19 protein-coding genes are annotated in these 18,415 nt (G+C 66.5%); 14 read left to right on the top strand and 5 right to left on the bottom strand.

Features of this window, described 5'->3' with window-relative positions:
- Nucleotides 1-25 precede the first annotated feature (25 nt).
- The 4 genes from J7I92_RS08750 to J7I92_RS08735 are packed head-to-tail and all read left to right on the top strand — an operon-like array spanning nt 26 to nt 3,022.
- Complete coding sequence (locus J7I92_RS08750) at nt 26-850, top strand: CoA transferase subunit A (RefSeq protein ID WP_214839531.1); 825 nt, start codon at nt 26-28, stop codon at nt 848-850.
- A 2-nt stretch (nt 851-852) separates the two neighbouring features.
- Complete coding sequence (locus J7I92_RS08745) at nt 853-1,620, top strand: CoA transferase subunit B (RefSeq protein WP_311380216.1); 768 nt, start codon at nt 853-855, stop codon at nt 1,618-1,620.
- Nucleotides 1,617-2,147, top strand: coding sequence for a MaoC family dehydratase (locus tag J7I92_RS08740; protein WP_214839529.1), 531 nt, complete (start codon nt 1,617-1,619; stop codon nt 2,145-2,147). The genes J7I92_RS08745 and J7I92_RS08740 overlap by 4 nt, the downstream gene beginning before the upstream one ends.
- A 41-nt stretch (nt 2,148-2,188) precedes the next feature.
- On the top strand, nt 2,189-3,022 hold the full coding sequence (locus J7I92_RS08735) for a CoA ester lyase (protein ID WP_214839527.1): 834 nt from the start codon (nt 2,189-2,191) through the stop codon (nt 3,020-3,022).
- Nucleotides 3,023-3,142: 120 nt separating this feature from the next.
- Here J7I92_RS08735 and J7I92_RS08730 read toward each other — a convergent pair whose 3' ends face one another.
- From J7I92_RS08730 to J7I92_RS08715, 4 genes are read right to left on the bottom strand one after another with little or no spacing between them, the layout of a single operon-like run.
- Complete coding sequence (locus J7I92_RS08730) at nt 3,143-3,532, bottom strand: universal stress protein (protein WP_214839525.1); 390 nt, start codon at nt 3,530-3,532, stop codon at nt 3,143-3,145.
- A gap of 57 nt (nt 3,533-3,589) precedes the next feature.
- A complete protein-coding gene (locus tag J7I92_RS08725; RefSeq protein ID WP_214839523.1) occupies nt 3,590-5,203 on the bottom strand; it encodes a tripartite tricarboxylate transporter permease in 1,614 nt (537 codons plus the stop codon).
- Nucleotides 5,203-5,706 (bottom strand): tripartite tricarboxylate transporter TctB family protein, encoded by a 504-nt coding sequence (locus J7I92_RS08720; protein WP_214839521.1) that lies wholly within the window; start codon nt 5,704-5,706, stop codon nt 5,203-5,205. Before J7I92_RS08720 ends, J7I92_RS08725 begins: the two co-directional genes overlap by 1 nt.
- Nucleotides 5,703-6,710, bottom strand: coding sequence for a tripartite tricarboxylate transporter substrate binding protein (locus J7I92_RS08715; RefSeq protein WP_214839519.1), 1,008 nt, complete (start codon nt 6,708-6,710; stop codon nt 5,703-5,705). The genes J7I92_RS08720 and J7I92_RS08715 overlap by 4 nt, the downstream gene beginning before the upstream one ends.
- A 311-nt stretch (nt 6,711-7,021) precedes the next feature.
- Here J7I92_RS08715 and J7I92_RS08710 point away from each other — a divergent pair, with 311 nt between their 5' ends.
- Both J7I92_RS08710 and J7I92_RS08705 read left to right on the top strand, forming a co-directional pair.
- Nucleotides 7,022-8,629, top strand: a complete 1,608-nt coding sequence (locus tag J7I92_RS08710) for a sensor histidine kinase (protein ID WP_214840141.1) — start codon at nt 7,022-7,024, stop codon at nt 8,627-8,629.
- Nucleotides 8,626-9,312 carry a response regulator gene (locus J7I92_RS08705; protein WP_214839517.1) on the top strand — a complete coding sequence of 229 codons (687 nt, stop codon included), beginning with the start codon at nt 8,626-8,628 and terminating at the stop codon, nt 9,310-9,312. The genes J7I92_RS08710 and J7I92_RS08705 overlap by 4 nt, the downstream gene beginning before the upstream one ends.
- A gap of 27 nt (nt 9,313-9,339) precedes the next feature.
- Here J7I92_RS08705 and J7I92_RS08700 read toward each other — a convergent pair whose 3' ends face one another.
- Nucleotides 9,340-10,803 (bottom strand): lipase maturation factor family protein, encoded by a 1,464-nt coding sequence (locus J7I92_RS08700; protein ID WP_214840132.1) that lies wholly within the window; start codon nt 10,801-10,803, stop codon nt 9,340-9,342.
- Nucleotides 10,804-10,946: 143 nt separating this feature from the next.
- Between J7I92_RS08700 and J7I92_RS08695 the strand changes: the two genes are divergently transcribed.
- The 8 genes from J7I92_RS08695 (at nt 10,947) to J7I92_RS08660 (ending at nt 18,045) form a co-directional block, all read left to right on the top strand.
- Nucleotides 10,947-11,690 carry a sulfite exporter TauE/SafE family protein gene (locus J7I92_RS08695; RefSeq protein WP_214839515.1) on the top strand — a complete coding sequence of 248 codons (744 nt, stop codon included), beginning with the start codon at nt 10,947-10,949 and terminating at the stop codon, nt 11,688-11,690.
- 47 nt (nt 11,691-11,737) lie between these two features.
- Entirely contained in the window at nt 11,738-12,922 is a 1,185-nt protein-coding gene (dxr, locus tag J7I92_RS08690; RefSeq protein WP_214839513.1) for a 1-deoxy-D-xylulose-5-phosphate reductoisomerase, read from the top strand.
- Nucleotides 12,923-12,940: 18 nt separating this feature from the next.
- Complete coding sequence (locus J7I92_RS08685; RefSeq protein WP_214839511.1) at nt 12,941-14,272, top strand: RIP metalloprotease; 1,332 nt, start codon at nt 12,941-12,943, stop codon at nt 14,270-14,272.
- 93 nt (nt 14,273-14,365) lie between these two features.
- Nucleotides 14,366-15,040, top strand: coding sequence for a MarR family transcriptional regulator (locus J7I92_RS08680; RefSeq protein WP_214839509.1), 675 nt, complete (start codon nt 14,366-14,368; stop codon nt 15,038-15,040).
- Nucleotides 15,037-15,639: a hypothetical protein gene (locus tag J7I92_RS08675; protein ID WP_214839507.1), complete on the top strand. Its 603-nt coding sequence runs from the start codon at nt 15,037-15,039 to the stop codon at nt 15,637-15,639. Before J7I92_RS08680 ends, J7I92_RS08675 begins: the two co-directional genes overlap by 4 nt.
- A 46-nt stretch (nt 15,640-15,685) precedes the next feature.
- Nucleotides 15,686-15,979 (top strand): YciI family protein, encoded by a 294-nt coding sequence (locus J7I92_RS08670; RefSeq protein ID WP_214839505.1) that lies wholly within the window; start codon nt 15,686-15,688, stop codon nt 15,977-15,979.
- A gap of 49 nt (nt 15,980-16,028) precedes the next feature.
- The gene (gene ispG / locus J7I92_RS08665; protein ID WP_214839503.1) at nt 16,029-17,195 is read left to right on the top strand and encodes a flavodoxin-dependent (E)-4-hydroxy-3-methylbut-2-enyl-diphosphate synthase; all 1,167 of its coding nucleotides are present in this window, start codon (nt 16,029-16,031) and stop codon (nt 17,193-17,195) included.
- Nucleotides 17,158-18,045, top strand: coding sequence for a DUF4081 domain-containing GNAT family N-acetyltransferase (locus J7I92_RS08660; RefSeq protein WP_214840131.1), 888 nt, complete (start codon nt 17,158-17,160; stop codon nt 18,043-18,045). Before ispG ends, J7I92_RS08660 begins: the two co-directional genes overlap by 38 nt.
- The last annotated feature ends 370 nt before the right edge of the window (nt 18,046-18,415 follow it).

Genomic DNA, 18,415 nt, shown 5'->3' with positions numbered 1-18,415 from the left:
GGAGACACCGGAGGAAGGATCGACGATGATTGACAAGGTTGTTGCCAGTGCCGAGGCCGCGGTTGCCGACATTCCCGACGGCGCCTCGCTCGCCGTCGGGGGTTTTGGTTTGTGCGGCATCCCGGTTGCCCTGATCGATGCCCTGCACCGGAACGGAACCTCGCAGCTGGAAACGGTCAGCAACAACTGCGGCGTCGATGACTGGGGACTGGGGATCCTGCTGAAGGACGGCCGGATCCGCCGCACCATCAGCTCCTACGTCGGCGAGAACAAGGAGTTCGCCCGGCAGTACCTCGCCGGCGAACTGGAAGTGGTGCTCACCCCGCAGGGAACGCTCGCCGAGAAGCTGCGCGCCGGCGGTGCCGGCATCCCGGCGTTCTACACTCCGGCCGGCGTGGGCACCCAGGTGTCCGACGGCGGCCTGCCGCAGAAGTACGACGCCGACGGAAACATCGCCATCGCTTCCGCGCCCAAGGAAGTCCGCACCTTCAACGGCGCCGACTACGTGCTGGAGGAATCCCTCAGCCCGGATTTCGGCCTGGTCCACGCCTGGAAGGGAGACCGGCACGGAAACCTCGTGTTCCACGCCACGGCAATGAACTTCAACCCGCTGTGCGCGATGGCAGGGAGAATCACCATCGCCGAGGTGGAGGAACTGGTGGAGCCCGGGGAACTGGATCCGGAACACGTCCATGTTCCCGGCATCTTCGTGCAGCGGGTTGTCCTCGCACCCCGGGGCGAAAAACGCATCGAAAAGCGGACGGTGGCAGTGGCCGCTGCCGGCAACCCCTCGCGAAGGACCGAGCAGCAAGCAACTGACCCGCAGGCACCCGACCAGGCAGGAGCGTAACAGTGGAATCACTCAGCACCCCCGGAGCCCCGCCCCGGCCCGAAGCGGTCCGGCACGAATACCGCCGGTCCGCCGTCGGGCATCCTGAGGAGGCCGGCCCGGAGGCGAAGGGCTGGACCCGCAATGAACTGGCTGCCCGGGTAGCCCGGGAACTCGAGAACGGCCAGTACGTCAACCTTGGCATCGGGATGCCCACGCTGATCCCCAACTACATCCCGGCAGGAGTTGAAGTAGTCCTGCACTCCGAAAACGGCATCCTGGGCGTCGGGCCTTACCCCGGGGAGGACCAGGTGGATCCGGACCTGATCAATGCCGGCAAGGAAACCGTCACCGTGAACAAGGGCGCGGCCTTCTTCGACTCCGCCGCGTCGTTCGGCATGATCCGGGGCGGCCATGTGGATGTGGCCGTGCTCGGCGCGATGGAAGTGGCGCGGAACGGCGATCTGGCCAACTGGATGATTCCGGGAAAGATGGTCAAGGGGATGGGCGGTGCCATGGACCTGGTGTTCGGGGCAAAGAAGGTGATCGTCATGATGGAACACGTGGACCGCAACGGCAGGCCCAAGATCGTTGAGCAGTGCACGCTGCCGCTCACCGGCAAGGGATGCGTGGACCGGATCATCACCGACCTCGCCGTGATCGACGTCGTTACCGAAGGCGGTTCCTCCCGGCTGGTCCTCCGGGAACTTGCGCCCAACATGACGGCCGAGGAAGTGGCCGCTGCCACGGGCGCGGAGCTCTTCGAAGAAGACCAGGAACTGACCGTATGACATCAGCCGACGGGGTTTCAGCCGGTTCAACGGCCGGCAGGCCCCGCGTCATCGAGCAGCGGGGCCTCTACTTCGATGAGCTCGAGGAGGGCGTGGTCTACGCCCACCGTCCGGGCCGGACAGTGACCGAGACGGACAACGTCATGTTCACCACGATGACCATGAACACCCAGGCATTGCACCTTGACGCGGCCTGGAGCGCCGGGCAGCCGTTCGGCCAGCGGCTGATGAACTCGATGTTCACCCTGGCCACCGTCGTCGGGCAGTCCGTCCCGCAGCTGACGCAGGGAACCATCATCGCCCAGCTGGGACTGACCGATGTGTCCTTTCCGCATCCGATGTACCACGGGGACACCCTGTACACCGAGACAGTCATCACCGGAAAGCGGCTCTCCTCGTCGCGGCCGGGCCAGGGGATCGTGACCATGCAGCACACGGGCCGGAACCAGGACGGCGTGGTGGTGGCATTGGCCGCACGCAGCTGTCTGATGTGGACGCGCGAGGCGCACGCCGCCGCGGAGAAATAAGCCCGCAGCAAGAACCAGCCGAAAAGGGGGAGAATCAAAGCATGACTTTCCTGATGGGTCCCGCCCTCCTGTTCTGTCCTGCCGACCGTCCCGAGCGTTACCAAAAGGCAGCGGAGCGTTCCGACGCCGTGATCGTGGACCTGGAAGACGCCGTCGCCCCCGCCGACAAGCAGCGTGCCCGCGGTGCCATCCTGGCCCAGCTCGGCGCCACCGGGGATGTTCCGGAGCTGGATCCCAGCCGCACGATCATCAGGATCAACGCGGCCGGAACCGACGAGTTCGAGAAGGACCTGCACTGCCTCAAGCACACGCCCTACCGCCACGTGATGCTCGCCAAGGCCGAACACGCCGGCCAGCTGAAGGCGCTTGAGGACTACAGTGTGATCGCGCTCTGCGAGACGGCCGCCGGCATCCTCAACGCCGCATCCATCGCTGCCGAACCCAACGTGGTGGGCCTGATGTGGGGTGCCGAGGACCTGCTCGCCTCCCTGGGCGGCACCTCCAGCAGGAACGACGACGGCGGCTACCGGGCAGTGGCGCTGCACGCCAGGTCCGCGGTGCTGCTGGCGGCGGGGGCCTTCGGCAAGGAGGCCATCGATGCGGTGTACGTCAACATTCCCGACCTTGACGGCCTGGCGGCCGAGTCACGCGACGCCGTCGCTTCGGGATTCGGTTCGAAGGCCTGCATCCACCCCGGCCAGGTGGCCGTTGTCCGGGACGCGTATGCGCCCTCCGAGTCTGACGTGGCCGCGGCAGCCGCGCTGCTGGCCGCTGCCGCGGATGCCGGAAGCGGCGTCTTCCAGTTCAACGGAAAGATGATCGACGGACCCATCCTCAGACATGCCGAATCCACCCTGCGGCGGGCACCCCGCTAGGAACGGGTCAGGGGCCGAGGAAATCCGCCCGGAACACACACCGCAGGCCGGGAGTCGAGGGACTCCCGGCCTGCGGCTTTTCGCCCGGTATCCGGCCTTGGCTGTCTAAGCCTTGACCCGTCAAGCCTTGACGGCGAGCACCGGGCAGTCCGCCTCGAGCAGGATGCGCTGGGAAACGCTGCCCAGGATGAGCTTGCCCACCGGCGTCCGGCGGCGCAGGCCGATCACGATCATTTCCGCATTGTGCTCTTCGGCGGCATCCAGGACCTCGGCCGCCGCGTCATGGCCACGGACCGGCTGCTTGATCACGTGGTCTATGCCCTCGGTTGCCAGGCGGTCCTCGACGGTCTGGATCTCGGGTTCCTGTGCGTACCTGTTGTCCACCAGCGCATCGCCCTTGGAGGAGTTGATTACGAGCAGCTTGGTGTTGCTCTTCCGGGCCTCCGCGATGGCCTGGGTCAGCGCCGCTTCGCCCTCTGGGGTCGGGACGTATCCCACCACGATCGTCATTGTTGTTCCTTAGGGTCTGTAGGGTGTGTGCTTCCGGTTTGGGTGATGCCGCCGGGACTAGCCGTCCCCGTCCCCGTCTCCGCCGTCCCCGCCGGAGGCCCGGTGGCTGGCGTGGCTGACGCTGCCTCCCGCCTCGTTCGGGGCGGAAGAGCCGGACTTCAGCTGCGGTCCTGCCGGTGCTGCTGCAGCACGGTTGCGGCGGAACAGCTTGAAGAGCAGCGGCCAGAGCAGGATGATTCCGATGATGATGTAGATGACGACGGCGATCGGCTCGCTCCAGAGGCCGGCGGGGTCGCCGGCGCTGAGCTGCAGCGTCTTACGCAGCTGGCCTTCGAGGCGAGGGCCCAGGATCACGCCCAGGATCAGGGGAAGGACGGGAAGCCCGAAGCGGCGCATCATGAAGCCCAAGGCGCCCAGCACCAGCAGGATCACCAGGTCGAACGCCTGCAGGTTCACCGAGTACGCGCCGAGCGTGGCGAAGAACAGGATGCCGGCGTACAGGTACGGCCGGGGGAGCTGCAGAAGTTTGGCCCACACCGGCGCCAGCGGCAGGTTGATGATCAGCAGCAGCAGGTTGCCGATGAAGAGGCTGGCAATCAGTGCCCAGACCAGCGGGCCCTCGCTTGTGAAGAGCTGCGGCCCTGGCTGGATGCCGTATGAAGTGAAGGCTGCCAGCATCACGGCGGCCGTGGCATTGGTCGGCAGGCCGAGTGCCAGCATCGGGGTCAGTGTGCCGGCCGCTGCCGCGTTGTTGGCGGCCTCGGGGCCGGCCACGCCCTCGATGGCACCCTTGCCGAACTCCTCGGGGTGTTTGGAGAGGCGCTTCTCCGTGACATAGGACAGGAACGTGGGGATCTCCGCGCCGCCGGCCGGCAAAGCACCGAAGGGGAATCCGAACGCCGTGCCGCGGAGCCAGGGCTTCCAGGACCGCTTCCAGTCCTGCTTGCCCATCCACGGACGCCCGACGGGAATGATGTGCAGGGGAGTGCGGCGCAGGTGTGCGGCGACCCACAGTGCCTCACCTACAGCGAAGATCGCCACGGCGACCACCACAATGTCCAGGCCGTCGGACAGCAGCGGCTGGCCGAACGTCAGGCGGCGCTGTCCGGTGACCGAGTCCAGCCCCACCAGGCCGATCGCGAGGCCCAGGCCCAGCGACGCGAAACCGCGGAGCCGGGATGAGCCGAGGACGGCGGTGACGGCGAGGAGTGCCAGCATCATGATGGCGAAGTAGCTGGGCGAGCCCAGGCTGACGGCGAACTTCACCACGATCGGTGCGCAGACGGCCAGCAGGGTGGTGCCGATGGTTCCGGCAACGAAGGAGCCGATGGCCGCCGTCGCCAGGGCCTGGGCGGCCCTGCCGGCTTTGGCCATCTTGTTGCCTTCGATGGCCGTCACCACCGACGACGACTCACCGGGCGTGTTGAGCAGGATGGACGTGGTGGAGCCGCCGTACATGCCGCCGTAGTAGATGCCTGCGAACATGATGAAGGCGCTGGTGGGTTCAAGTGCATAGGTGACCGGGAGCAGCAGTGCCACGGTCATGGCGGGGCCGAGGCCCGGGAGGACACCGACGGCGGTGCCGAGGATGACGCCGATCACGGCGTACAGGAAATTCATGGGTGTCAGGGCGGTGGCGAAACCGTCCATCAGGGAGGACCAGACGTCCATCAGAGGACTCCTTCCAGGAGTCCGGCCGGCAGTGCGATGCCGAGGCCGAGGTAGAAACCGTAGAAGGTCAGGAGGGACAGTGCCACGGAGATGATTCCGTCGCGGACGTAGTGGCGGCTGCCCAGCGCCAGGACGCTTCCCCAGAACAGGACGGTTCCGGAGATGACCCACCCGGCCCAGTCGATGAGCAGGATGTTGAGGACGAACGCGCCGGCCAGCGGCAGGACGGTCTTCCAGTCGGCGGGGTGGCCGAGTTCGACGTCCTCGCCGCCTTCAGCTTCGCCCTTGCCGCCGCGGAGGACGTTGATGGCCAGCAGGACTGCGCAGATGATCAGCAGGGCGCCGACGATGTACGGGACCGTCTTGGGTCCCACGGGATCGGACTTGGAATACGGGGTCACCAGGCCGATGGCGTCCCAGAGAACCAGGGCGCCGGCCGCGCCGAGCAGGAGTGCAACTCCGAGCTCGGCGCGGCCTTTCAGGCCTGTGGTCAGGGAGCTCACGCCAACCCGAGCTTGGTGAGGACGTCAGCCACCCGCTTGTCCTGCTCGGTGAGGAAGCTTGCGAACTCGTCGCCGGTGATAAAGGCGTCAGTCCAGCTGTGGGTCTTCAGCGCTTCCTTCCAGGCTTCGGTGCCGTGCATCTTCTCGAGGGCTGCAATGAGGGAAGCCTTGTCCTCGTCGCTGATGCCCGGAGGGGCTACAACGCCGCGCCAGTTGGTGAAGACCAGGTCGATGTTGGATTCCTTCAGCGTGGGCGCGTCCACGCCCTCCAGCCGCTTTTCGCCGCTGGTGGCAAGAACGCGGACCTCGCCGGATTCGATCTGCTTCAGGTACTCACCGGCGCCGGAAGCTGCAAAGCCGAGCTTGTTGCCGAGAATGGCCGGAAGCAGGTCGCCGCCGCCGTCATAGGAAACGAAGTTGACCTTGGTTGCATCGATGCCAACGGCGCCGGCAAGCTGCATCGGCAGCAGGTGGTCCGGGCCTCCGGGCGAGGAACCGCCGCCCACGCTGATGGACGCGGGATCGGCCTTCCAGGCCTTGACCAGGTCATCGATGGTCTTGTACGGGGAGTCTTTGCTGACCATGATGGCGCCGGGCTCTTCAATAAGGCGGGCCAGCGGCGTGGCGTCGGTGAGCTTGGACTCGGACTTGTTGGTGTAGCTGGCTCCGACCACACCGAGACCCATGAGCATCGTGAGGTCGCCGTTGCCCTTTTCGTTGACTACGCGGGCGAGTCCGACGGTACCGCCGGCGCCTGCCAGGTTGAACACTTCGGTGTTGGTGGCGATCTTCTCGTCATCGAGGACCTTGGCGGCAGCGCGCGCGGTGGTGTCATAACCGCCGCCTGCGGTGTTCGGGACCATGATCTGGAGCCCGGTGACCGGCCCGGCGGCTGCGCCGGACGTGGTGCTGGTGGAGCTCTTGCCGGTAGCACCGCAGCCGGTGGCCATCAGGGCGATGCCGGCGGCGACGGCGGCAATTCGCAATGCGCGGATCTGGCGCATGGTGTTCCTCTTCTCGCTAAAAACCTTCATGGGCGGCCGGCAGAACCGGCTTGTGATCTGATGCTAGGCCCGGAAGTGACGGGCATCACTCTTGTGTACGCAGAGAAAGTTAAGTTCATTTCGTTCACGTTTCCGGCACGCCACCATCGCCCCGTGCATCGCCCCGCTCCGCCCGGAATTCCGCCTTCGCGGTGGGGTATAGTTCACCCCACCGCGGCGGAAAGGTAGCCCCCGCGCGCCCCCGGATCGCGGTCCCGCAAGGCCGGCTGAACCACCACAACGAAAGACGGCACGTGACTCGACGCAGAGGAATGTCCCTCGCCGGGCAATACCTTGTCCTGCAACTGCTGATTGTCCTGGCTGTCCTGGTGGCCGTCGTCGCCATCTCCCTGGCACAGTCCGCTGCGGCCTTCGAACGGATTGAAGGCCGCCGGGCACTGTCCGCCGCCGAAGCACTCGGAAACAACCCTGCCGTGCGGGCCCTGTTGCCCACGGCCGAACCCCGCGGCGGCGCCGCCCTTCCGGCCGTGGCGGAGTCGGTCCGGACCGTCTCCGGTTCTGCGCAGGTGGCACTCGCCAAGGCGGACCGGACGGTGGTTGTCTCTTCGGATCCCTCGCAGCTTGGCCGCCCTCTGGAACTCGGACCCAGCCGGGTGATGGAGGGGCGGGCCTGGACGGGGGTGGTGGGCGGGTCCGCCACGCCTGTGCTTTCCGCCCACGTCCCCGTCCTGGACGACTCCGGGAAAATGATCGGCATCGCCTCCATCAGCAGGAACTACCCCTCCACCTGGGAGCGGCTGGGCGACGCCGTGCCCAACCTGCTGACTTACCTGGGGGTGGCCAGCGTGCTGGGCGTGGCCGGCTCCCTGCTGCTGGCCCGGAGGGTGAAACGCCAGACGCTGGGCATGGAGCCCAGTGAGATCACGGGCCTGGTGGAGAACCGCGAAGCCATGCTGCACGGCCTCAAGGAAGGAGTGGTGGGGCTGGACCCGCACGGGCGGATCACGGTGGCCAACGGCAGCGCCCGCGCGCTGCTGGGACTGCCGGCTGACTGCGTGGGAAAATCCGTGGCCAGCCTGCCTGTTGAACCGGCACTGAAAGAGGTCCTGACGGGTGAGCAGCCCGGGCAGGACCAGTTGGTGCTGGTGGGGGAGCGCCTGGTGGTCCTCAACAGGCTGCCCATCCGCTCCCGGGGCCGGGAGATCGGCTCGGTCGCAACGCTGCGCGACCGGACAGAGCTTTCCTCCCTGGAACGTGAGCTGGGGGCCACCCGTAGCACAACGGACACGCTGCGGGCCCAGGCCCACGAATTCGCCAACCAGCTGCACGTCATCTCCGGCCTGATCCAGATTGGCGAATACGATTCCGTGGTGCAGTTCGTAAACGGCGCCAGCCTGGACAGGACCCGGCTCAACGACGAAGTGACGAGCCGCATCCACGATCCCGCGCTCGCAGCCCTGCTGATCGCCAAATCCAGCCTCGCCGCGGAACGCGGCGTTCCGTTGCAGCTGGACCCCGACTCGGCGTTGTCGGCCGTGGGGGACGAACTCTCCCGGGACCTCACCACCGTGGTGGGAAACCTCGTTGACAACGCGCTCGACGCCGTTACGGGAACCGCTGAAGCGGCGGTCCGGGTCCTCGTTGAGGACAGCCCCGGGGAAGTGGTGGTCACCGTGCGGGACACAGGCCCGGGCATTGACGCTGCAGCTGCGGATAAGATCTTCCGGCAAGGGTTCAGCACCAAACAACCCGGGCCGGCGGGAAGCAGAGGCTTTGGCCTGGCGCTCTCCCGCGTCGTCTGCCGGCGCACCGGCGGCGACCTGACCGTGGCCAACGACGCGGGCGCGGTGTTTACCGCGCGATTGAAGCGGGTGCCGCTGAAGCGGACGGCGGCAACAGGAAAGGTAACCCAGCCATGATCAACGTCCTGATCGTCGATGATGACTTCATGGTGGCCAAAGTCCACGCCGGCTTCATCCAGCGCACCCCGGGTTTCGCCGTCGTGGGCGTTGCACATACCGGGGCCCAGGCCATCGCCGAAACGGCCCGGCTGCAGCCTGACCTCGTCCTGCTGGACATCCATCTGCCCGACATCAACGGCCTGGACCTGATGGCGAAGCTGAGGGAAACGGCGCCGGAGCTGGACGTGCTGGTGATCAGCGCCGCCCGCGAAGTGGAAACCGTCCGCCGCGCCCTCCGCGGCGGGATTGTCCACTACCTCATCAAGCCTTTTTCCCAGACGGACCTGCAGGAACGGCTGGAGCATTACCGCAGCGCCTACCAGGGCCTGGACCTTGCCAAGGAGGTGGCAGAACAATCCGACGTCAACCGCGTCTTCGGGTTGGAAAGCGCCGAGCCCGGCGAGCGCCAGGAACCCCGCCTGCCCAAGGGATGCAGCCCCGAGACGCTCCGTCTGGTGGTCGACGTGCTGCAATCCGCCGAGGCGGACCTGTCAGCCGCCGAAGTGGCCGACCTCCTGGGCACGTCCCGGGTCAGCGCACGCCGCTACCTTGAATACCTGCACGACGAGTCGAGGGTCGAGGTGCGCCTGAAGTACGGCGCGGGCCGGCCCGAGCGCCGATACGCGCTCAAGCCGGTGTGACACCAGCCCTGCGTATCAGGTCGGACCTCAGCGCCCCCGCGGCAGGGACAGCGGCGGAATGGCCTCGTAGAGCCTGGTCCTGATCCAGCGCTGGCCGTTTTCGCGGTACTCGGCCCGGCTGGCGAAGCGGTACAGGTAGCTGTGGACGCGCACCCAGCGGGGGCGGGCGCCGTCGAACGGGTCCTTGCGCAGCAGCCGCAGCACGGCCCTGTCAGCTTCCAGCAGCTTGGCCAGGAAGGCGTAAAACCACTCCTCGTGCACGGTGCGCAGGGGCAGGAACCACATAAGCCAGTCCAGCCGGAGGTGGTACGGCGCCCACTGGCGCGGCAGCCGGCGTACGTCGCCGGGCTTACCGCGGAAGCCGTACTCTTGCCAGTCGGAGTCGTCGTCCGGCTCGTCGTCGAGGGTTCCTTCCACCACGATCTCGATCCGCATCTTTGTCACCGTGCCGAACGCCCCGTAGGTGTTGCCCAGCTGCCAGCGGTTGAAGCTCGCGTTCATCAGCTGACGGTGCTGGAGCAGGTTCCGTACGGGCCAGTAGCTGAGCACCACCAGGAGAACCGTCACGGCGAGTACGACGGCGAGCCACCACACCGGGGTCTGGCCGTCTTCGGCGCCTGCGCCCGTGGGATGCCAGTCCAGCGGGATGGCGGGCAGCACTGCGTGGGCCACCGGATCGCTGACCGCAGCGAAGGCCAGCAGGATCGCCATCCAGTTCAGCCAGGCAAAGTTCCCGCTCGCCACGAGCCAGAGCTGGGTAAAGATGACGATGCCTGCGGCAATGCTGGCCAGCGGCTGCGGCGCGAACAGGAAGAACGGAACCACCAGCTGTGCGAAATGGTTCCCGAGGACCTCCATCCGGTGCAGCGGCTTGGGGAGAAGGTGCGCCTGCCGGCTTAACGGCCCCGGCATCGGCTGGGTCTCATGGTGGTAGTACAGCGCAGTGAGGTCGCGCCACTCGCTGCCGCCGCGGATCTTGATCATGCCCGCGCCGAATTCCAGGCGGAACAGCAGCCACGCCAGCAGGATCAGGATGGTCCGCGGCGGGGGAACCTGGTCGGAGCCGAGGAACGCCACGATGAAGCCGGCCTCAAGCAGCAGCATCTCCCAGCCGAATCCGTAAAACGTCTGGCCCACGTTGACGATCGACATGTACAGCAGCCACAGGGCCAGGAACGCGATCATCGGGAGCCATGGCGGCCCCAGCTGGGGGAGTCCCAGGATGATCGTCGCCGCAATGGCCATGCCGCACCAGCAAACCGAATGCAGCAGTCGGTCGGAGTAGCGCCACAGGAACAGGCTGGGCCGGCGGCGGCGCCTGAAGCTGTCCAGATAGTCGGGGACCGGCAGGAGGCCGCGCTCGCCGAGCAACGCCGGGAACTGGTTGCGGCAGGAAAGGAACGCCACGAGGAAGATCGCGGCAATGCCACGCTGCAGCACCTGCCGGGCGAACTCATACTCCGGCGCGTCGAACCATGCGGCCCACTCCACGATGTTCACGTTACGCCTGCGGCGCACGGCGTCAACGCCCCCGGCGGCGCGGCTACCCGCCGCCGCACTGCACCAGCCCGGCGCGGCACTGTACCTATCCACCGCGGCACTGCACCCATCCGCCGCGGCACTAGGATCGAACCATGTTTGCTCTGGTGCTCACCGCTGTCGTCGCCGGAGCGTTGGCCCAGCGGATTGCCGGACTCGGCTTCGGCCTCCTGGTGTCACCGGTGCTGGTGGTGCTGCTTGGCCCCTTCGACGGGGTGATGATCATCAACCTCTGCGGCGCGGCTTCGTCCCTGCTGATCCTGACCAGGGTGTGGCGGCACGTCAACTGGCGGCGGTACGCCGGACTGGCCGCTTCCGCTGTGGCGGGAGTGGCGCCCGGCGCCTGGCTGGCCAGCAATGTCCCGGAGGCGCCGCTGGAGATCTGCATCGGTGTGCTGCTGATCATCGCCCTGCTCGCTTCGCAGCGGCTGACGCGGAGTTCGTGGCGCGCCACGGGACCGGTCCCCATGGTGTCCCTGGGCTTTTGCAGCGGCCTTATGAACGCCGCGGCGGGTGTCGGCGGACCGGCGATCACCGCGTATGCGATCGCCACGCGCTGGGACCAGAAGAGCTTCGGCGCCACCCTGCAGCCGTACTTTGTGACCACCGGAATGTCCTCGCTGCTGACCAAGTACTTCTTTTCCGGCGGGCATGTTCCGCCGCTGGAAGGCTGGCAATGGCTTGGCGTGCTGGCCGCCATGGTCACCGGCATCGTGGCAGGGGACCTGCTCTCGGGGCGCGTGCGGCCGGCGGCCGTCCGCCGGATCGTCGTGCTGATCGCCTACACCGGCGCCGTATCAACCATCACCAAGGGCCTGGTCGAGCTGGCCTCCGGGTAGGCGATCGAGGCGCGGGGCGGCCGGCGAACGTGCGGGATACTTAACGGATGCAGCCACGCAGAATCGTTCTCCTCGGATCCACCGGTTCCATCGGCACCCAGGCGATTGACGTCGTCGACGGCGCCCCGCACCTTTTCGAGGTGGTGGCACTCAGTGCCGGCGGCGGCAACCTGGAGCTCCTTGCCCGCCAGGCTGTCCACACGAAGGCGAAGGCCGTGGGTGCAGCAAGCGGCGACGGGGCTGTCCTGCAGGAGCTCATCGACGACGCCGCCCGCGCCGCCGGGCTCACCGGGTACCGCCCCGAAATCATTACCGGCCCGGACGCCTCCACCAGGATGGCGGAGATCGAGGCGGACGTCGTCCTCAACGGCATCACCGGCTCCATCGGGTTGGCACCCACGCTGGCTGCCTTGAAATCCGGCGCAACCCTGGCGCTGGCCAACAAGGAATCATTGATCGTCGGCGGGGCCCTCGTGAAGGCCGCCGCCCGGGAAGGCCAGATCGTCCCGGTGGACTCCGAGCACTCCGCCATTGCCCAATGCCTGCGGTCCGGAACCGCTGCCGAGGTGGACCGGCTCATCCTGACGGCCTCCGGCGGGCCGTTCCGCGGCCGGACCCCCCAGGAGCTGCACGGCGTTTCGCCGGAGGACGCCCTGGCGCACCCCACTTGGGACATGGGCCTGATGGTCACCACCAACTCCGCCAGCCTGGTGAACAAAGGGCTCGAAGTGATCGAGGCGCACCTGCTGTTCGACATCCCGCTGGACCACATCGACGTGGTGGTCCACCCGCAGTCCGTGGTCCATTCCATGGTCCAGTTCGTGGACGGCTCCATCATCGCCCAGGCCTCGCCCCCCGACATGCGCCTGCCCATCGCCCTCGGGCTGGGCTGGCCGGACCGTGTCCCGAACGCGGCCGCGCCGTGCGACTGGACGAAGGCCACCAGCTGGACCTTTGAACCACTCGACGCCGCGGCCTTCCCGGCCGTTGACCTTGCCAAGGACGCCGCCAGGCAGGGGAGCACGTTCCCTGCCGTCTTCAACGCCGCGAATGAAGAAGCCGTAATGGCCTTCCACTCCGGCCGGATCAGGTTCACCGACATTGTGGATACCATCGAAGCAGTGCTCAGCGAACACCCAGGATCTTCCGGGCTGACAGTTGAGTCCGTGCTGGATGCTGAAACGTGGGCACGAGCGCGCACCCACGAACGTTTAGCAGTGAGCAGTCTCTAGGAAGCAGCAGATCTACGCATGAGTCCCGTCATTCTTTTCATCCTCGGTGTCGTCTTTGTGGCGATCGGCATCGCAGTCTCCATCGCGCTGCACGAAGTGGGCCACCTCGTTCCCGCCAAGCTGTTCAAGGTGCGGGTTACCAAGTACATGATCGGCTTCGGCCCCACCCTGTGGTCCAGGCGCAAGGGGGAGACTGAGTACGGGATCAAGGCCGTCCCGCTGGGCGGTTACGTGTCCATGATCGGCATGTACCCACCGAACAAGGACGACGGCACGGTGCGTCCCTCCAGCACCGGAATGTTCCAGACGCTTGCCAGTGAGGCTCGTTCCATGGCCCACGAGGAAGTCGGCCCCGGCGACGAGAAGCGCGTCTTCTACCGCCTTCCCGTCTGGAAAAAAGTCATCGTGATGCTCGGCGGTCCGGCGATGAACCTGCTGATCGGCGTGGCACTGACTGCTGTATTGCTCATGGGATTCGGCATCAGTACACCCACCACCACCATCGCCGAAGTGTCGAAATGCCAGGTCAAGGCAGGGGAGACCGTGGATCCGGATTCCGCGGACTGCAAGCCGACTCCCGCGGCTGCAGCGCAACTCAAGCCCAACGACACCATCACGTCCTTTGACGGCAAGGCCGTTACTGACTGGGCGGAACTCACGGGCTGGATCCGCGCGTCCGCGGGCCGGGAAGTCAGCATCACCGTGGAACGCGCAGGTTCGCCGGTCAGCACCACGGTTACGCCCGTCCTCTCGGCACGGCCCGTCATCGGCGCTGACGGCCGGCAGGCCACTGATTCCAACGGAACCCTCCAGTATCAGGAAGTGGGCTTCCTCGGCATCGGCGCCCAGACAGCGCTGGTGGCGCAACCGGCGTCGTCCGTCCTGCCCATGGCCGGGGAAAACATCCAGCAGGTGGCCGGCGTCGTACTGAATCTCCCCGCAAGGGTGGCTGGCGTTGCCAAGGCAGCCTTCAGCGAAGAGCCCCGCGATCCGAACGGACCCATCAGCGTAGTGGGCGTGGGCCGGGTAGCGGGCGAAGTTGCCGCCATGGAACAGGTTCCGCTGCAATCCAGGCTCGCCGCCCTTGTCGGATTGCTGGCCGGCCTGAACTTCGCACTGGCCGTTTTCAACCTGGTGCCGCTGCTGCCACTGGATGGCGGCCACGTGGCCGGCGCCCTGTATGAGGGCCTCCGACGGCGGGTGGCCAAGCTGTTCGGGCGGCCCGATCCAGGAGCGTTCGACATCGCCAAGCTCCTGCCGGTGACCTACGTGGTGGCCGTGCTGCTGATGGGCATGAGTGCGCTGCTGATCTACGCCGATATCGTCAAACCGGTCAATCTCTTTGGATAGCCTCCCGCCCGCCACATCAGCGCAATCTGGCTGTTATTCATGAATCAGCTGAAAATGATTGATATCGCATAATCAGTCGATTATGTTTGCGGTATGTACGTACTTACCATCGACCAGCGGGGCAGCACGGGCGACAGGGACCGCGTGCCCGGCCTGCTGTCCCAGCTCGATGGAATCACCACCGGCGGACGATTCGAACGCTCCGTCGGGGACGAAGTCCAGGGCGTAGTGGAGCAGCCGGCAGAGGTGGTGGAAATAGCCCTTCACTCCCTGCGCAGCGGCCAGTGGTATGTGGGAATCGGCGTAGGTGCCGTTGATCTTCCCCTTCCCGCCAGCCCGCGGGAAGGGGCAGGTGAAGCCTTCGTCGCCGCGCGATTGGCCGTTGAAAAGGCCAAAGCTGCTGCCGGCCATGTGCCGTTGTCCGTGGTTGCCGGGGGCTTCCGCCGCGGCGGCGCACCGCCGGCCGGCGCCGAGCCGGGCATCAAGGCCTGTGCGAACGCAGAGGCCGTACTGCGCCTCATCGGCCGGCTGGTGCAGGACCGCACGGAAGCCCAATGGAAAGTGGTGGACACCCTCCGCGTACTGCAGCACGACGCGGCAGCCAAGCACGGCAGCCAGAAGCTCGCAGCCGCAAAACTTGGAATCACCGAGCAGTCGGTGAGCCGCGCGGTGCTGAGGTCCGGCTGGCAGGAAGAATGGGCGGCGAGGCCTGCCGCCGAGATGCTCCTGGCCTTTGCCCACGACGCAGTCCTGGAAGGACACAGGTGAACGCTCTCTGGATTACCCTCGCCCTCCTGACGGCCGGCTTCGCCGGCTGGCCTGTCACGGCGCTGGTCTTCCGGCTGGCGCGGACCATCGACGATAAAGCGGACGCAGCGAAGGCCGCCGAAGAACTTGCAGCCGAAGCCCGTGCCGCCGAAGAGCGGGCCAACGATCCCGCCGCCGATGTCACAGTGGACACGCCCGCCGCGGATGACCCTGCAGCGGACAAAGCAGCGGACCGGGCATCGGCCGACCGTGTGGCCGGCGGCGGCGCCGTCGACGGCGAGATCACGGTTGCTGCGGACGTTGCCTCAGGGGATGGAGGGAAAACGCCGGCTGCGGCGGCCGGTTCGCCGGCCCCCACCACACGGATCCTGCGCGGCGGTGCCATCATCGGGGTCCTGGAGAGGCTGGCTGTGTGCCTGGCCATCCTTGGCGGCCAGCCCGTGGCCATCGCCTACGTCGTGGCGATCAAGGGCCTGGGGCGTTTCGCTGAATTGAAGGAGACTCCCGTTGCTGCGGAAAGGTTCATCATCGGCACGCTCGCATCCATGCTGTTGGCTGCCGGAGTCGCCGCCCTCACCAAGATCCTCTTCCTCGGCTGACTGAACCGGATACGTACTACGGCGGGCAGGGCGATAGGGTATCCGTATGACTGTTTTTGCTGTTGAGTACGTATACGCCGCCGAGTCCACCGAAGCACAGAACGCCGCCCGTCCGGCACACCGGGAATGGACCGCAGGGCTGGCCCGTGAAGGCGCGCTCCTGGCCAGCGGACCGTATGGAGACGGAGCCGGCGCCCTGCTCATTTTCAAGGCCGCTGACGAGAACGCACTGAACGGTCTCCTCAAGCAGGACCCCTTCGCCGCGGCGAACGTCATCGCAGGCACGCGCACCACGGAATGGACTCCGGTGACCGGACTCCTGGCCGAGCACGCCGCCTAGCCTGCCGGAACAACACACCATCGATACAGCGATATAAATAGGAGTCCACGTGACCTCGGTCAGCCTGGGAATGCCGTCAGCACCGCCGCCCGTCCTTGCCCCGCGCAGGAAAACCCGTCAGATCAAGGTGGGTCCGGTGGGAGTGGGCTCGGATTCGCCCATCAGCGTGCAATCGATGACCACAACACCCACAACGGACATCAACGCCACCCTGCAGCAGATTGCTGAGCTGACGGCGTCCGGCTGCGACATTGTGCGCGTGGCCTGCCCGTCCGCGGATGACGCCGAGGCGCTGCCGATCATTGCCCGGAAGTCACAGATCCCCGTGATCGCTGACATCCACTTCCAGCCGAAGTACGTCTTCGCCGCCATCGAAGCCGGCTGCGCGGCCGTGCGTGTAAACCCCGGCAACATCCGCAAGTTCGATGACCAGGTCAAGGAGATCGCCAGGGCCGCCAAGGACCACGGCACGTCCATCCGGATCGGTGTCAATGCCGGCTCGCTCGAACCCGGAATCCTGAAGAAGTACGGCAAGGCGACCCCGGAGGCCCTGGTGGAGTCCGCGGTCTGGGAAGCGTCCCTGTTCGAGGAGCACGGCTTCCACGACTTCAAGATCTCCGTCAAGCACAACGACCCCGTGATCATGGTTGCCGCCTACGAGATGCTGGCCGAAAAAGGCGACTGGCCCCTGCACCTCGGCGTCACCGAGGCGGGCCCGGCCTTCCAGGGCACCATCAAGTCCGCAACCGCCTTCGGAGCACTCCTTTCCCGGGGCATCGGCGACACCATCCGCGTTTCCCTCTCCGCTCCTCCCGTCGAGGAAATCAAGGTGGGCAACCAGATCCTGCAGTCGCTGAACCTGCGCCCCCGGAAGCTCGAAATTGTTTCCTGCCCGTCCTGCGGCCGCGCACAGGTGGACGTCTACACGCTCGCCGAGCAGGTCACTGCCGGCCTTGAGGGCATGGAGATCCCGCTGCGGGTTGCTGTGATGGGCTGCGTCGTCAACGGGCCCGGCGAGGCACGCGAAGCCGACCTGGGCGTGGCCTCCGGCAACGGCAAGGGGCAGATCTTTGTGAAGGGCGAGGTCATCAAGACTGTCCCCGAGAGCGAAATTGTTGAGACACTGATCGAAGAGGCCATGCGTATCGCTGAAGAGATGGGGGAGGCCGATGGCGAAGATGCTGTCAAGGGTAGCCCCGTGGTTAGCGTCTCGTAAGGAGAACGGCGGACCCGGACTGTCAATCCGGGTCCTGTCCGGGCCGGATACGGCCACCCTGCGGGAACTGGCGCGGACGGACGTCGTGGCCAACGTCTTTATCCTGTCGCACCTTGCTGCAACGGGAACCGCGGCGCCCACCGCGGGTGGCGCCAGCATCTTTGGCGTGTTCGACGGCGATTCCCTGCTGGGCGCGTGCTGGGCGGGGGCCAACCTTGTTCCGGTCCAACTGGACCCGGAGCTGGCCGCCCTCGTGGCCGGGCATGCTTACCGCTCCGGCCGCCGCTTTGCCTCCATCTTCGGCCCTGCGGAGACGGTTCTGGCCCTGTACGAACAGCTGGAACAACTTGGGCAGTCCGCCCACGAGGTCCGGGCGGACCAGCCGCTGCTGACCATCGCCGGTCCGCCAGCCGTCCAGGCCAACACGGACCTGGGCTTCGGCCAGCTCGCCGACTTCGACAGGATCCTGCCCGCCTGCGCCGCCATGTTCGAAGAAGAAGTGGGCTATTCCCCGTTCCTGGGCGGCCGGGAGTTCTACAGCAGGCGCGTGGAAGGCCTGATCAGGCAGGGGCACTCGCTGGTGGACCTCGACGACGACGGCCAGGTCACCTTCAAGGCCGAACTCGGCGCCGTGACCCCCGACGTGACACAGGTCCAGGGCGTCTGGATGAACCCGTCCGTCCGCGGACGCGGACTCAGCGCCGGCTACATGGCCGCCGTCGTTGTACTGGCCCAGCAGTTCGCCCCGGTCACCAGCCTGTACGTCAACGACTACAACGAGCGGGCGCGGGCCACCTATAGGCGGGTGGGCTTCCGTCAGGTAGGCACGTTCGCCACAGTGCTGTTCTAGCGACGGCCGGACGCCGACCAAAAGTCAAGTGCGGAAAACCGCGTGACGAGCCTTGTAATGGTGCAGGGGATCACATACGTTCGACGTATGCCGCGCCGAGGGGCGTGTGCGGTCACAGGGGGAATCAGCAGATGGCGTTTAGTGTGTACTTTCCCAGCGGGTACCCGTAGCGCCTCCCCGGACTTCGGCCGGACGGGCCGTAAGAGCCACGCCAAAACAGGATGACCAGCCGGCAACGGCCAGGGGCTTCCTATAGTTCTGGCGTGGCTCTTCTCCGTTTGCCGGCGCTGAGATTACGGGCATCGCCTGCGGACGGCCGCCGCGGAGAACCCGGCACGCGCCGCGCCACGGTAGATTAGTACCCAGACGA

The sequence above is a fragment of the Arthrobacter sp. ISL-72 genome, assembly GCF_018613755.1.
Classification (GTDB): domain Bacteria; phylum Actinomycetota; class Actinomycetes; order Actinomycetales; family Micrococcaceae; genus Arthrobacter.
The sequence above is the reverse complement of the archived record's forward strand: the minus strand, read 5'-3'. Positions and strand labels throughout refer to the sequence as shown.